We start from the raw sequence: 15,284 nt of genomic DNA on the forward strand, positions 1-15,284 counted from the left end.
ACAATTTTGTACGCAATACTAGACATAGAAACCACCGGAGGCAAATACAATGAGGAAGGCATTACAGAGATTGCCATCTACAAGTATGACGGCCATAAAGTAGTTGATCAGTTTATTAGTTTGGTAAACCCTGAAAGAGACATTCAGCCTTTTGTTGTTAACCTAACAGGAATTAACAACAATATGCTCCGAAATGCACCAAAGTTTTATGAGGTAGCAAAGCGTATCGTGGAAATAACAGAAGACTGTATTGTTGTTGCTCACAACGCCCAGTTTGATTATAGAATTTTATGTACAGAATTCAGACGTTTAGGCTTTGAATATGAACGACAATCCCTATGCACAGTTGAACTATCTAAAAACCTAATTCCAGATCAACAATCTTATAGTTTGGGGAAATTAGTTAGAGCTTTAGGAATTCCGGTAACAGACAGACATAGAGCCTCAGGTGATGCTTTAGCAACCGTAAAGCTCTTCAAAATGTTACTAGATAAAGATACCCAGAAAAGTATTATTCAAAATGCTGTTAGAGCTAGCCCTAAACATCAGCTAGAACCTAGACATATTGATATTATTGCCGATTTACCAACCATAACTGGGGTATACTACATTCATAAGGAGGATGGGGAAATCATTTACATTGGTAAAAGTAAAAACATAAAAAAAAGAATAAACCAGCACTTTACTAACACCAATCCAAAATCAAAAAAAATTCAGGCGCTCGTAAGGTCAGTAACATATGAAGCTACTGGAAGTGAATTAGTTGCCTTATTAAAAGAAAGTGAGGAAATTAAACGCTTAAAACCGATTTATAACAGAGCCTTACGCAGAACCATATTTACACATGCTTTATATAGTTTTATTGATGAGCATAATTATATAAACCTAAAAATTGATAAAGCTGATGGTAGAAAAAAACCTATAACTACTTTTAATAATAGGCAGAGCGGAAAAAGTTTCATAATAAAAGCTATTGAGGAATATCATTTATGTCAGAAACTTACTGGAATATATAAAACTAAAACTAGCTGTTTTAATTATGATGTTAAAGCTTGTGAAGGAGCTTGTATCCAAGAAGAAGAAACTACATCATATAACAAACGTGTTGAATCTCTAATTTTAAAAAACAGTTATACTAATAGAAATATGGTTATTATAGACCGTGGTAGAGATATTGACGAACGCAGCGCTATTTTAATAGAAAATGGTATATTTACTGGCATAGGATTTTTCAACCTTAATTATCAGATAAATAATATAGAAGTTTTAAAATCTATCATTACACCAATGAATAATAACAGAGATACCCAACATATTATTCAAAGTTATTTAAGAAAAAACAAAAATATTAAACAAATAGTTTTTGAAGATTTATGAAAAAAATCATCCTAAGCCTACTACTTCTACTCTCCACAATAAATCTATTTTCCCAAAATACAACCTCCTTTAATTCGGAATCTTATGAAGTTACTTTAGGAGATTTAAATACCAATTACTACTCAAACGACCCTACTGCCAACGCACTTGTTATTTATGAATATGGTAATAGCTACGTTGACAAAAAAGAGTACGACCTAACAACTGAGGTAAAGCATAAAATTAAAATATTCAACAGAGAAGGTTTTGACAATGCAACAGTAAGCATCTATCTATATAAGACTAAAAACTATTCCCAACAAGCTCAAGACATAATTGGCATTACTTACAATAACATTGAAGGAAAATTGGAAAAATCTCAATTGAGCCAAAAAGATGTATTTAGAGAAAACTATAATGAAAAATATGACATTATAAAATTCACATTACCTAATATCCAAGAAGGCTCTGTAATTACTTATAGTTACAAAATTATTTCAAAACACATGTTTAAATATCAAGGTTGGGAATTTCAGGGCGAAATCCCTAAATTATATAGTGAATATAATGCAAGTATTCCTGGTAACTGGCTATATCATAAAAAATTAGTAGGAAGCGAAAAGTTAGCAATAAACGAATCTAAGATAGAAAAACATTGTATACAAATGTTTAATGGAGCCCATTCAGATTGTGCTGTAAGCAGATACGCCATGAAAAACGTGCCTGCATTTATAGAAGAGGATTACATGACAACTAAAGATAACTATTTAGCACGAATTGAATATGAATTAGAAACTTTTAAGGGTATGGATGGTACCATTAAGCATTACACTAAAACATGGGAAACCGTTGATAAGGAATTTAAAACAAATAAAGAAATTGGCAAGGAACTAAGAAAAAAGTTAAACCCAGAAGATCTTCTAAATATTGATATCATTAGTGAAAAAGATGATTTAAAAAAAGCTAAATCCATTTATGAATTTGTACAAAAAAATTATACTTGGAATGAACAATTTAGAGTATTTTCAGATGTTTCTGTAAAAGACCTTTTAAAAGACAAATCAGGAAATGTTTCGTCAATAAATATTTTGCTTCATAATTTATTAAAAGAATGCCAAATTGAGGTTAATCCAATTCTATTATCAACAAGAAAAAATGGATTTCCTACCACAATTTTTCCAGTCCTTTTAGATTTTAACTACCAAATAGTGCAGGCAACCATACAGGGAAAAACCTACCTCTTAGATGCTACTGATAAATATTTAAGCTTTGGTGAAATTCCGTTTAGATGTTTAAACCAAAAAGGTAGACTTATAGATTTTAATGCTGGTAGCAAATGGATTGATATAATTCCCAAACGTTCAGATAATATTTACGAGGCTAAATTAAAAATTGATGAAAATAATAACATAGTTGGCACCATTCAATCTAAAAGGACTGGACAACATGGTTATGAAAGTAGGCGAACCTATTTTAAGAACAGGTCTGCATATATAGAAAACCTTGAAAATAAATCTATAAATGCTTCAATTTCCAATTTTGAAATTGGCGATTGTACACCAACAAGTTCCTTTTTTAGAGAGAAATATGACATAAAATATACAGGTGAAGAAATGGAAAAAAACATCTATATAAACCCATTTTTCATTAAACCGTTTAAGGACAACCCTTTTAAACTTCAAGAAAGATCCTACCCAGTGGATTTTGGTTATGCGGATTCCTTTTATTATATATTAAGGTTAGACATAGGGGATAGCTATGAATTTATTGAAAAACCTAAACCTATTATGCTTAACCTACCTCATAATACGGGTACATTCTCCTTTACTTCTGAAGCTGTAGGAAGTAAGTTAACGGTATCTTTTAGGGTTAACTTTAAGGAACCAATATATCCTGCTGATTACTATCCATACTTAAAAGAATTCATGAACAAAATAATTGACATTCAAAATAACTCGCTAATACTTTTAAAGAAATTAAACTGATGAATAAAATCACCTTAACCTTGTTGCTTCTCCCTACCTTTTATCTATTCTCTCAAACCTCATTTAACTCAGAAGATTTTCGAGTTACATTGGCCGATATTAACACTAATGTTTATGAAAAGGATTCTACAGCTAACTCAGTTATAATTTATGAACATGGAAAAAGTTGGGTAAGTCCTTCTACTTATAAATTAATGACTAAAGAAAAGCGTAAAATAAAAATTTTAAATAAGGAGGGCTTTGATAAAGCAACTATTGAACTTTACATGTATAAAAGTGGCAGTAAATTTGAAAAAGTAGAAGATATACTTGCCACTACCTATAATCTAGTTGATGGTAATGTTATAACAACACAACTCAACAAAAAAGATGTATACAAAGAAAAGTATAATGAAAACTTTGACATTGTAAAGTTTACACTCCCAAATGTTAAAGAAGGGACCGTTATTTCATATAGCTATACTATAATTTCGCCTTTTATGTTTAAATATAAAGGCTGGGAATTTCAACATGATGTTCCAACACTTTTTAGTGAGTATCAAACCAGTATACCAGCCAATTGGACATATAACATTAAACTAGTTGGTGGTAAAAAACTAGTAACCAACACAGCTGATGTTAAAAAAAATTGTTTAGAAGGACCAAGAGGTGCCATAGCTCATTGCCTTGAGAGTGTTTATGCCATGAAAAATATTCCTGCATTTATTGAGGAAGATTATATGACTACAGAAGATAATTATCTTTCTAGGGTTGAATATGAACTCCAAACTTTTCAAGGATTTGATGGTTCTTATCAGCACTTTACCAAAACTTGGGAGAATGTAGATAAAGAACTTAAAACAGATCCTAATGTTGGAAAACAACTTCTAAAATCAGTTAATTTAGAAGAATTATTACCAAATAATATCATTAGTAGCTCAAATTCTATTGAGAATGCCCAAGCCATTTTTGAGCATGTCCAAAAAACTTATACCTGGAATGAAAACTTCAGGATTTATAAAGATGTTTCAATAAAAGATTTAATTAAAAACAAATCTGGTAATGTATCTTCAATAAACATCTTATTGCATAACATCTTAAAGGAGAAAGGCTATAATGTCAAGCCTCTCTTAATTTCAACAAGACAACATGGACATCCAACCAAAATATATCCTGTTTTATCAGATTTTAATTACCTAGTAGCTCATGCAATTATAAATGGAGAAACTTATCTGTTAGATGCTACCGACAAATTTTTAAGTTTTGGCCAAATACCATTTAGATGCTTAAACTCTTATGGAAGACTTTTAGACTTTAACACGTCAAGCGATTGGTTTGATATTGTGCCTAAAAAATCTGATGTGTTTTATGAAGCTAAGTTACATATTGATGAACAAGAAAACATTGTAGGCACTATTAAATCTAAAAGAACTGGATACCATGCCTACAACTACAGAAAAGCTTATTTCAAAAATAAAAGTGCTTATATAGAAAGGCTTGAAAATAATTCTCAAGACATTATTATTTCTGATTTTGAAGTTGGAAATAGTACGGCAATTAGTCCAGATTTTAAAGAAAAGTATGATATTGAATATACAAATGAAGAAACTGGAGACAACATATATTTAAACCCTTTCTTTGTGAAATTCTTTTCAGAAAACCCATTCAAACTACAGGAAAGAACCTATCCTATTGATTTTGGGTATCCAGACTCCTATTATTACACCCTAAAGTTAGATATAGGTGATAATTATGAAATTATTGAAAAACCAAAAATTGCCATAGGAAGCTTACCTGATAAAGCTGGTAAGTTATTTTTCTCTTCAAAAATGATTGGTAACGAACTAATAGTATCATTAAAAATAGACTTCAAAAAAGCTGTTTACATAGCCGATTACTATCCGTACCTCAAAAAATTCATGAATAAAATAGTTGAAGTTCAAAACAATTCACTCGTACTTTTAAAGAAAAAATAATCTATCTTTAGTATTTTTGAAACAATGAGTAAAAATGCTAAAAGACATTGGAAAACCAAGCTTCATGAAATAATTTATGAAGCAGACACCAAACCTGGTAAGTTATTTGATGTTATTTTACTTTTTGTAATTATTGCAAGTATCATTCTTGTAATGCTTGAAAGCGTTGATAGTTTTGATTCTAAATATCATAATTTCCTTAATATTTCTGAATGGGTAATAACCATACTCTTTACCTTAGAATATATTGCTAGAATTATTACCGTAAAAAACCCTATAAAATATATTTTTAGCTTTTATGGTATTATAGATTTACTATCCACTATTCCGAAATATTTATCACTCTTACTAACAGGCACACACACCTTAGTTGCCCTAAGAGCATTAAGGTTAATGCGTATTTTTAGAATTTTAAAATTAACGCGTTACATAGGTGAGTCAACAAATTTCCTAAGAGCTTTAAGAGTAAGTCGTGCTAAAATTTCTGTCTTTCTATCGTTTGTTTTTATATTATGTATCATTCTAGGAACAGTAATGTATTTGGTAGAAAGTGATAAGAACAGTGATTTCACAAGTATACCAAGAAGTGTTTATTGGGCAATAGTTACCCTAACAACTGTAGGTTATGGAGATATTGCTCCAGCCACCGCTTTAGGGCAGTTTATTGCTTCATTAATAATGATTATGGGTTATGGTATTATAGCAATCCCAACAGGAATAGTTGGTGCAGAAATGTCTAGAAGCGAACGTAAAAAAATACCAACCAACACCCAATCATGTTCAAATTGTTTATCCAACGAACACAGGGATGAAGCTGATTTTTGTTATAATTGTGGTGAAAAGTTAAACACTTAAATCCAAAGCAAATAAAAGCAAAAACAAAATATCTAATTTCTATAATTGGACCTACAGCCATTGGAAAAACTAGTTTAAGTATAAAACTAGCCGAACATTTCAATACTGAAATTATTTCTGCAGATTCACGCCAGTTTTTTAAAGAAATGCAAATTGGCACTGCAGCTCCTACAATAAAAGAGTTGGCAGCTGCAAACCACCATTTTATTCACCATAAATCAATTCATGATGAATATAATGTTGGCTCCTATGAAAGAGATGCTATAGATAAATTAGATTCTCTTTTTAATATGCACAATGTGGTAATCATGGTAGGTGGTTCTGGCTTGTATGTAGATGCTGTTATAAAAGGGTTAGATGATTTTCCTGATGTTTCACCAAACATCAGAGAGCATCTTACCAAACAATTAAAAAATGAAGGTTTAGAATCACTCCAAAAGCAATTAAAAGATTTAGACCAAACATCTTACAATACAATTGCGATTGATAATCCGCATAGAATTATTAGGGCTTTAGAAATTTGTGTAGGTACAGGTAAACCCTATTCCTCTTTTTTAAACCAGCCAAAAAAACAACGAAATTTTGAAACTATAACAATTGGGCTATTTGCAGAAAGAGAGTTGATTTATGATAGAATTAATAAACGTGTTGATATTATGGTTAATGAAGGCTTATTAGATGAAGTTAAAAGCTTAATTCCGCATAAAAACCTTAATGCTTTAAATACTGTTGGCTACAAAGAAATCTTTAAATATTTTGACGGTGAATGGTCCTTAGATTTTGCCATTTCTGAAATTAAAAAAAATACACGTAGGTTTGCAAAACGTCAACTCACATGGTTTAAGAAAAGCGAAGGAGCCCATTGGTTTGATTATTTAGCTGAAACAAAACAAATTATAGAAACTATTAAAGAAAAATTGAAAGATGATAAAAGTAAATGAATATTTTGATGGAAATGTAAAGTCATTAGGCCTAAATAACTCACAAGGTAATTTTACGGCAGGGGTACTATTAAAGGGTACTTACGAGTTCAACACAGGATCAAAAGAATGGATGACTTTAACTTCAGGGAGTTGGGAATTAGAGCTCCCAGGAGAAGTAAAAAAGTCTTATGGTGTATGGGAATCTTGTGAGATACCTTCAGGAATCACGTTTAAGGTATATGTACTTGAGGATTCTTCCTATTTATGTAGATATGAATAAATAACATAACCAAATGAAATCCTACCCAGAACAGCCATTAGACAACCCTGTTTGGTCTTCATTAACTAACGTACATTTTAATGAATGTATTGACTATGGCAATGTAAAATTCTACCATCCGGATTTCACACCTTTTGGTGCCTTTATAAATGAAGAAGATACTAGGACTGCAATAAAAAAACATGCAGAATTATTAGATACATTTTTTATTGTTGGAAAAAAACCTAAGGTACCTTCTTCATTTAAACCTCCTAAAAAATATGTGGGTTTACAAATGATTATCTACAAAGAAATTGAGCTTCCCATTACTGAAAACATCATTGAATTAAAAGAAAGTCATTACTCAGATTTAATGAACTTAATTAATTTGGTATATCCCCATTTCTTTAAAAAGAAAACCAATTTACTCGGACGTTATTATGGCATTTATAAAGAAAATATACTAGTGGCCGTAACTGGTGAAAGGATGCAAACAAACAATTTCACCGAAATAAGTGCGGTAGCTACGCACCCGGAATATACGGGAAAGGGTTATGCTAAACAGTTGCTAACATATGCTAGCAAAAAAATATTTGAAAAGAATAAGATTCCATTTTTACATGTAGATGAAACCAATTTAGGACCAATAAACCTTTATAAGAAATTAGGTTTTACAGAGCGAAGAAAAATGCATTATTGGCTTATAAGTAAGTAGATATATCTTGGTGAGTCAGTGGGCAACTATTACTCCATGGTTACGTTACTATATTTAGCATTAACAACTATGCTCTTTCCACTACTTAAATCTCCAGATGAAAAAGTGCTAACATTTTCAGTTTCCTTTTGAGGATGATTAAATCTCGAGCGATTACCTTTATACTGCAAATTATAATTGGTATTAGGCAGTGCAATAGCGGCATCACAATTTTGAATGATAACGTTTAAGTTGGTGAAGGTATCATCAATTTTTGATATTTTTAAATCCCCAATATTTCCATCTATAATGGCATTTCCTATAAGATTATCTATTGTTACATTAGATGAATTTGAATTAATTACAATATGCTTTACATTATTCAATTCAACTTTTTTAACATATTTTAAGTTCAATTCACCCAAATTCCAATTTGCAACATAAACTGGCGAATAAGAAGCATTAATGGAAGTTGACCCTCCATTAATGCTATTAGCAGTTAGTTTAGTATAAGCTAAATTAGCTTTTAAATTGTCAACATTAGCCGCAAATTCTACTTCGCCATGCTTTACATTAACTTTCAACTTAGCTTTTTTAGGCATTTTAATAATAATTGTTTTTTTAATTTTAGAATTAGATTCCTTATGTACTAAGTTTTCAATAACCATTTTTCTTTCTTCGACCAATTTTTCACGATTTTTCAAGTGTTCTTCTCTTACTTTATTGGCTTTCTCAATAGCTTTTTCACGCTTTTCCATACTTTCAGATCGTTTTTCCATTTGTTTTGAAAAACGTTCTCCCCAAGCTTCCATTTTCATCTCAAAGGCTTCACTATCCCAGTTTTGTTCAAAATTTTCAGCCCATTTTTCCATTTGCTTACCAAACTTCTCTCCCCATTCTTTTCCAAATTTTTCACCCCAAGCCTCCATTTTTTTTGCATATTCCTCGCCATAAGCAGACTCAAATTTTTGTGAATACTCATCTAAATACTTTTCTCCATCCTTTTTATAAGCCTCATAATCAAAATGAAAACTTGTTACACCCTCCGGCAAGGGTGGCAATTCTGGTAGTGGTGGTAACTCTGGCATTTCTGGAAGTTCTGGAGCCTCTACATGAAAGTTACTTATTAAATCTGGAATATCCGCTAATTCATGTTTTAACTCTTTCAATACAGCATTTACATCACCATCATAGTTGTATGAATAGGTCCAACTTCTAGGAGCTCGTAAGGAATTGTTGGTGCTTATGCTCACAGCATCACTTGAAGCGTCTATGTCTACCACCCAATTTTTAAGAGCTTCCTTTAATTCTTTATCACTTAAACCTTCTCCTTCAATAAAAGCTTCAATTTCAACGGTATCCTTGTTCCAAGTATCAAAAACAATATTACAATAACTTGTATTTAAATCTATGGTAACATCCTTATCAACCTTAATAGATTGAGATACTTTGGTTTGTTTCTGAGCTACTATGCTACCAACTGTAAAAAAGGTAACCACTAGCAATTTTAATTTTATAAAAATTCTGTTCATTTTTTGATTTTTTTTAGATTGATTGTTCAACAACTTCTGTTCCCACTTCTGATGGACTTAAATCTTTTAATTGAGATTTTAATCTGTATAATAAGTTTAAACGCAATTTTAAATTATCAATTAAGGCATTAACTGTTAATTCTGTTGGACCAGATTCTGTAAGTTCTAAAGACAATCTTTTATATTCTTTATCTAGTTCACCTAATTGTTCAATGTACCCATCAAAAACATCTTTAGTTTCTGGAGTATACTTAATTTTAGATAGCTCTAAATTTATACTGGCCAGATAGTAATCCTCAACCTTTTTTAACCCTGGAGAAATATCTCCAAGTGTTTTGGTTTCAATTATTTCATTAGTAACAACTTTTGTTGGATTATCTAACTTAACATCTTGATTATAAATTCTATAACCAGCAAAACTTAAACCAACAATTAACACAATACTTGCAGCAATACCAAACCAAATAAAATGAGATTTACTTGCCTCTGGAAATGCTTCATCTAGTTTTTTAATAAAACGATCTTGATGATTGTCTGGCATTTTTTCGTTTGATATTTTATCATCTTTAAACAACTCTCTAATATCTTGCGCCATGATTTTTAAGTGTTAATAGTTCTTGTAATTTTACTTTGCCTCTTGATAATTGCGTTCTAGATGCCACCTGAGAAATGCTTAGAATATCGGATATTTCTTGATGATCATAACCTTCAATTAAATATAACATGACTACATATTTATATTTATCTGGTAATTTATTGATAGCTAATTTCACATCATCTAGGGTAATGGCATCATCTACTAACCATTTGTCATCAACAGGAGTATCAACTACTTTTAAGTGCACATCATCTAATTCAACTAGCTGTTGCTTTTTAGATTTCAAGAAATCAATACTCTTATTAACTACAATACGTTTTAACCAAGCGCCAAAAGTAACTTCTGCTTTATATTGATGTAGCTTAGAAAAAGCCTTAATAAAAGCCTCCTGTACAACATCTTCAGCATCATTAGCATCTTTTAAAAACCTTTTGGCCACAATATACATACCACTGCAGTATTGGTTGTATAACTGCAATTGTGCCTTTCGGTTGTTTTGTTTACATTGTTCTATAATGTCAACTTGAAACATACTAATTTTACTTTTGGTCTAAGTTAGTTCGTTTAAAAGACGATATAAAAAAAGAAGTGTTGCAAAAAATATTTTTTTTAATTCAACAAAATAACAAAAGCTAATAATTTTACGTTTGCTCATTAGTCAATTCTACTTTTTAAAGTATATTTATATCGAAAAAACTCCTCAACATGAATGCCTTCTTAAAACGTGTTATATTCCTTTTATCTATAGTAGCATTAGGATTGCTTTTGTATTCTGTATTTGTAGAAAATATTTTTGATAAACGCCTGAGTCCTAAAGATACTGTAAAATTTGAATTGAATGATTTAAGGTTAAAAGTATTCTATAATAGGCCATATAAAAAAGAAAGAGACATTTTTGGAGCTCTAGTTCCTTTTAACAAAGTTTGGCGTACTGGTGCCAATGAAGCAACCACATTTCAAACTAACAAGGTTTTAGATATCCAAGGTATGACTTTACCTGTTGGAAAATATACATTATGGACAGTCCCTAAAGACTCTACTTGGACGGTTATGTTTAATTCCAAGGAATATCAATGGGGTGTAGATTCTGAAATGAACCCTTTATGGGACCCCAATTATGATATTATTAATGTAGACGTTCCTGTACAAAAATTAGAAACGATTGTAGAACAATTTACTATTGCTTTTGATAATTCTACAGATAGATTATTTCTAACTATGGCTTGGGATGATACCAAAATAGCAATTCCTTTAAAATAGAAAATTGCTTTTATTAGGCTTTTTAATTAATTATCTTAGCCTATCAACCTATTTTTAAGTGGCAAAATCAAAGAAAACAGCGCTTCAAGAAACAGACGGTGTTTCTATTTCAGAAATCACAGGTTTTAATTCTATTGAAAATCTTAAAAATAAAAGAAGTAAAACTTTAAAAACAGATGCTTTAATATCTGGTATCTTAAACCAAGATATTACTGCATTAAGCAGGGCTATTACCTTAGTAGAAAGTAAAAACCACAAGCATTTAGAAAAAGCAAACACTATTATTAAAGCATGTCTTCCGCACGCTAATAAATCCTTCAGAATTGGAATTACAGGGGTTCCAGGTGTTGGTAAAAGTACCTTTATTGAGACTTTTGGGAAGCATTTAACCAATTTAGGTAAGCGTGTTGCTGTATTAGCCATAGACCCAAGTAGCACTATTACGGGAGGAAGTATTTTGGGTGATAAAACCCGAATGGAAGCTTTGGTAAAAGATAAGAATGCTTATATCCGTCCATCCGCTTCGGGAGATTCTTTAGGAGGAGTTGCAAGAAAAACTAGAGAAACTATCACCCTATGTGAAGCTGCTGGTTTTGATGTGATAATTATTGAAACTGTTGGTGTTGGTCAAAGTGAAACCACTGTTCATAGTATGGTGGATTTCTTTTTACTACTAAAACTTGCTAGAGCTGGAGATGAACTCCAAGGTATTAAACGTGGTATCATTGAAATGGCTGATACCATTGCAATAAATAAAGCAGATGGTGATAATTTAAAGGCAGCAAAACTTGCTAAGACTGAATTTACTAGAGCGCTTCATCTCTACCCTAAAAAAACATCTAATTGGTTACCAAAAGTAACCCTTTGCAGTGCCATTGAAAATAAAGGTATAAATAGCATTTGGGATATCATTTCAGATTATTTTGAGATCACTACCAGCAACAATTATTTCAATACAAAACGTAATGAGCAAAATAAGTTCTGGCTAATTCAAACAATAGAAGAACATTTAAAGTCTGAATTCTTTAATGAACCTAAAATACAAACTGAACTGAAAAAACAGTTAAAGCTTATTGAAACAAATAAGACGACACCTTTTACAGCGGCTGATTATTTGTTGAATCTAAAAAGATAACAACCCTACAAACCATGGCTAAAAAGACCTGGACTGAAAAAAGAGATACTAAAAAAGAATTTATATTAAAGACAATTGATAAGAAGTTTGCTGACATTCCTGGAGGAAGTAAAATGCCTATCACCACACCACTGATTATTGATGATTATGTAAAATGTATTCCTTTTGGAAAAACCGGAGATATGTCTACTATGAGAAATGATTTGGCAATTGAATATGGTGCAGATAAAACATGCCCCGTTACATCTGGCATATTTTTAAGAATAGCTTCTGAAGCGGCTTATGAAGAGATAATAACTGGAAAAAGCATTATGGAGGTAACTCCTTTTTGGCTCATTGTTGAGCCATCATCCAAATTGGCTAAGAAATTGCAGTGTGGTGTAGAATTTATTGAGGCACAGAGACAAAATGAAGGCATTTAATTATAACATTATTTCTTCAAGGCATATTTACTCAATAAAAACCGTGCTAGCTTATAGAACATAAAACCAGAAAAAGCACCAAACGTTAATCCACATACAATATCTGCCGGATAATGTACTCCCAAATAAATTCTGCTGTAAGCCACAATTAAACTTACTAAAATCAAAATATAAATAAGATTCTTATAATACGCTTTAAGCAACAAACCACCAAAAATAGCTACCGCCATAGAATTTGATGAATGCCCAGAGAAGAAACCATATTTTCCACAACGAACCGCAATAAAACGCATTTGGTCAATTAAATCAGATTCGCCACAAGGTCTTGGTCTTTCAAAACCACGTTTAAATACATTAGTAATTTGATCTGTAAATGTTATCATAATAGCAACTATAACCATTAAGATAAGAACACCTTTCCAGCTAAAATTTTTCTGAAATAAAAACAATAGAAGCAAACCTAGAATAGGGCCAAAAATAAATTTATTCGTTATTCCTAACCATAGCCAATCCCAAGTTTCACTTCCAAGATTATTCAAGTATAAAAATAACTCAGTATCATATTTTAAAATTTCATCTAACATGTTAACTCTTTAAAATATTATTCTTGGTAATTAACTATTTCATTATCATAAAAATCAGTTGCTAATTTAATGGCATTTTCCGTTTCTACTTCTAATTCTTTTTGATCTTCAGCATCAAAATCTTCAAACCACTCTACTTCATCATTTTCTAGATTTATGATAAATCTAGGGAATTCCGTATGTATAACAAATATAGCTGTTGGATAATCAGAATTATCACCTAATATGAATTTTGGTAATGACATTTTTATTTTTTGTTATTAGTTACCAGACAAAATTAGCCTTTTAGTTAGATAATTAAATCTAATATATAATAAAATTGCAGCTGTAGATAATCCTGCTAGCAACCCTAACCAAATACCAAAACTGCCATACGCTTCTGCCTTCCCCAAAAACCAACATATTGGAAACCCAACCAACCAATATGAAATGAAAGTAATAAGAGTAGGTATTTTAACATCTTGCAAACCTCTTAATGCCCCTAATACTATGACTTGAATACTATCGCTAATTTGAAAAACGGCAGAGACAAGTAATAAATTAGACGCAATTTTCACAACCTCTGTATTATCTGCAAGGTTTTTAACATCATCAAAGTCTACATATATCTTTGGTAAAAAATTATGTAAAGCAAAGAAAAATATAGCAAATCCGATGGCTAGAAGGGTGCCCATTAAAAATAATGAAAATGCAATTCTTCTAAGTTCGTTATAATTTTTTAAGCCTTTCTGGTTACCAACTCTAATCATTGACGCCACGCTTAAACCCATGGCAACCATAAACGTCATTGAAGATAAATTTAAAGCTATTTGATTGGCTGCTTGAGGATTTTTACCTAGCAAACCACTTAACCAAATTGCCCCAGTAAATATAGCTACCTCAAAAAACATTTGCATGGCACTAGGTGCACCTAAATTAATAATCTTTCTAATCATTAATTTCTCAAGTATAAATAACTTGATATTAGTTACGTAAGCCTTAGATTTCTCTTTTCCTCTTAGCAAATACCATAAATAACCAACCATTATAAATCTGGAAAATAATGTTCCATAAGCGGCACCAACAATACCCAAGGCAGGAAACCCTAACTTTCCAAATATTAAAAGATAATTTAGAATAATATTAACAATATTTGCAATTAATGTGGCATACATTGGGTATCTGGTCATGGATAAACCATCACTAAATTGTTTGAAAGCTTGAAAAATTATTAATGGTATTAAAGAAAATGCCACAAGATCTAAATAAGGAATTGCAAGCTCTACCACTTCTTCAGGTTGTTTCATTAGATACATAAGAGGCTTAGCAAGAAGTACTATTAAAAAAAGTAAAACACCTAAAACGGTGCATAAAAAGAGACCGTGCTTAAAAGAAGATTTTCCTTTTGTAAAGTTATTTTCTGCATCTGCTTCCGCAATCAACGGTGTTATAGCTGTTGAAAAACCTATTCCCAAAGACATAGCAATAAACATAAAACTATTACCTAAGGAAACTGCAGCAAGTTCTGCAGTTCCAAGCTGCCCTACCATAATGTTATCAACAAAACTTACAAAGGTATGCCCAAGCATACCCAACATTACAGGTGCGGCCAAAAGCCAATTATATTTAAACTCCTTTATATAGTTTTGCATTCGCATTTTCCAAAAGTAGGCTTTAGCCTTTGCATTACCCAATCTTAAAATTTACATTAAAATCATATTTTATTAACATATGTTAATAAGTTAAT

The 15,284-nt window shown here is 31.2% G+C and carries 16 protein-coding genes; 10 read left to right on the plus strand and 6 right to left on the minus strand.

The annotated features are described in order from the left end of the window. Nucleotides 1–6: 6 nt before the first annotated feature. Genes N1F78_RS15340 through N1F78_RS15370 form a run of 7 tightly spaced genes read left to right on the plus strand, consistent with a single transcriptional unit; the run spans nt 7 to nt 8,048 of the window. Entirely contained in the window at nt 7–1,377 is a 1,371-nt protein-coding gene (locus tag N1F78_RS15340) for an exonuclease domain-containing protein (RefSeq protein WP_406684052.1), read from the plus strand. Beyond that, nucleotides 1,374–3,341: a transglutaminase domain-containing protein gene (locus N1F78_RS15345; RefSeq protein ID WP_406684053.1), complete on the plus strand. Its 1,968-nt coding sequence runs from the start codon at nt 1,374–1,376 to the stop codon at nt 3,339–3,341. The genes N1F78_RS15340 and N1F78_RS15345 overlap by 4 nt, the downstream gene beginning before the upstream one ends. After that, nucleotides 3,341–5,296 (plus strand): DUF3857 domain-containing protein, encoded by a 1,956-nt coding sequence (locus N1F78_RS15350; protein ID WP_406684054.1) that lies wholly within the window; start codon nt 3,341–3,343, stop codon nt 5,294–5,296. The genes N1F78_RS15345 and N1F78_RS15350 overlap by 1 nt, the downstream gene beginning before the upstream one ends. Before the next feature lie 24 nt (nt 5,297–5,320). Next, the gene (locus N1F78_RS15355; RefSeq protein WP_406684055.1) at nt 5,321–6,151 is read left to right on the plus strand and encodes an ion transporter; all 831 of its coding nucleotides are present in this window, start codon (nt 5,321–5,323) and stop codon (nt 6,149–6,151) included. An 11-nt stretch (nt 6,152–6,162) separates the two neighbouring features. Continuing rightward, on the plus strand, nt 6,163–7,092 hold the full coding sequence (gene miaA, locus N1F78_RS15360) for a tRNA (adenosine(37)-N6)-dimethylallyltransferase MiaA (protein ID WP_406685693.1): 930 nt from the start codon (nt 6,163–6,165) through the stop codon (nt 7,090–7,092). Then, a complete protein-coding gene (locus N1F78_RS15365) occupies nt 7,076–7,354 on the plus strand; it encodes a pyrimidine/purine nucleoside phosphorylase (protein WP_406684056.1) in 279 nt (92 codons plus the stop codon). Before miaA ends, N1F78_RS15365 begins: the two co-directional genes overlap by 17 nt. A gap of 13 nt (nt 7,355–7,367) precedes the next feature. Next, nucleotides 7,368–8,048, plus strand: a complete 681-nt coding sequence (locus N1F78_RS15370) for a GNAT family N-acetyltransferase (protein ID WP_406684057.1) — start codon at nt 7,368–7,370, stop codon at nt 8,046–8,048. A gap of 29 nt (nt 8,049–8,077) precedes the next feature. Here the strand turns inward: N1F78_RS15370 and N1F78_RS15375 are convergent, their stop codons facing one another. Genes N1F78_RS15375 through N1F78_RS15385 form a run of 3 tightly spaced genes read right to left on the minus strand, consistent with a single transcriptional unit; the run spans nt 8,078 to nt 10,689 of the window. Then, nucleotides 8,078–9,559: a hypothetical protein gene (locus N1F78_RS15375; protein ID WP_406684058.1), complete on the minus strand. Its 1,482-nt coding sequence runs from the start codon at nt 9,557–9,559 to the stop codon at nt 8,078–8,080. Nucleotides 9,560–9,572: 13 nt separating this feature from the next. Next, nucleotides 9,573–10,154 (minus strand): hypothetical protein, encoded by a 582-nt coding sequence (locus N1F78_RS15380; protein WP_406684059.1) that lies wholly within the window; start codon nt 10,152–10,154, stop codon nt 9,573–9,575. Further along, the gene (locus tag N1F78_RS15385) at nt 10,138–10,689 is read right to left on the minus strand and encodes an RNA polymerase sigma factor (RefSeq protein WP_406684060.1); all 552 of its coding nucleotides are present in this window, start codon (nt 10,687–10,689) and stop codon (nt 10,138–10,140) included. The genes N1F78_RS15380 and N1F78_RS15385 overlap by 17 nt, the downstream gene beginning before the upstream one ends. Nucleotides 10,690–10,862: 173 nt before the next feature. On the opposite strand from N1F78_RS15385, the gene N1F78_RS15390 reads away from it, so the two are divergent. The 3 genes from N1F78_RS15390 to N1F78_RS15400 are packed head-to-tail and all read left to right on the plus strand — an operon-like array spanning nt 10,863 to nt 12,974. After that, a complete protein-coding gene (locus N1F78_RS15390) occupies nt 10,863–11,417 on the plus strand; it encodes a DUF2911 domain-containing protein (RefSeq protein ID WP_406684061.1) in 555 nt (184 codons plus the stop codon). A 58-nt stretch (nt 11,418–11,475) separates the two neighbouring features. Beyond that, nucleotides 11,476–12,552 carry a methylmalonyl Co-A mutase-associated GTPase MeaB gene (gene meaB, locus N1F78_RS15395; protein ID WP_406684062.1) on the plus strand — a complete coding sequence of 359 codons (1,077 nt, stop codon included), beginning with the start codon at nt 11,476–11,478 and terminating at the stop codon, nt 12,550–12,552. 14 nt (nt 12,553–12,566) lie between these two features. Further along, a complete protein-coding gene (locus tag N1F78_RS15400; RefSeq protein WP_406684063.1) occupies nt 12,567–12,974 on the plus strand; it encodes a hypothetical protein in 408 nt (135 codons plus the stop codon). A gap of 8 nt (nt 12,975–12,982) precedes the next feature. On the opposite strand, the gene N1F78_RS15405 is transcribed toward N1F78_RS15400, so the two are convergent. From N1F78_RS15405 to N1F78_RS15415, 3 genes are read right to left on the minus strand one after another with little or no spacing between them, the layout of a single operon-like run. After that, nucleotides 12,983–13,558 (minus strand): phosphatase PAP2 family protein, encoded by a 576-nt coding sequence (locus tag N1F78_RS15405; protein WP_406684064.1) that lies wholly within the window; start codon nt 13,556–13,558, stop codon nt 12,983–12,985. Nucleotides 13,559–13,575: 17 nt separating this feature from the next. After that, nucleotides 13,576–13,803 carry a hypothetical protein gene (locus tag N1F78_RS15410; RefSeq protein ID WP_406684065.1) on the minus strand — a complete coding sequence of 76 codons (228 nt, stop codon included), beginning with the start codon at nt 13,801–13,803 and terminating at the stop codon, nt 13,576–13,578. Nucleotides 13,804–13,818: 15 nt separating this feature from the next. After that, nucleotides 13,819–15,195 (minus strand): MATE family efflux transporter, encoded by a 1,377-nt coding sequence (locus N1F78_RS15415; RefSeq protein WP_406685694.1) that lies wholly within the window; start codon nt 15,193–15,195, stop codon nt 13,819–13,821. Nucleotides 15,196–15,284 lie beyond the last annotated feature (89 nt).

The organism is Seonamhaeicola sp. MEBiC01930 (genome assembly GCF_045277075.1).
Taxonomy (GTDB): domain Bacteria; phylum Bacteroidota; class Bacteroidia; order Flavobacteriales; family Flavobacteriaceae; genus Seonamhaeicola.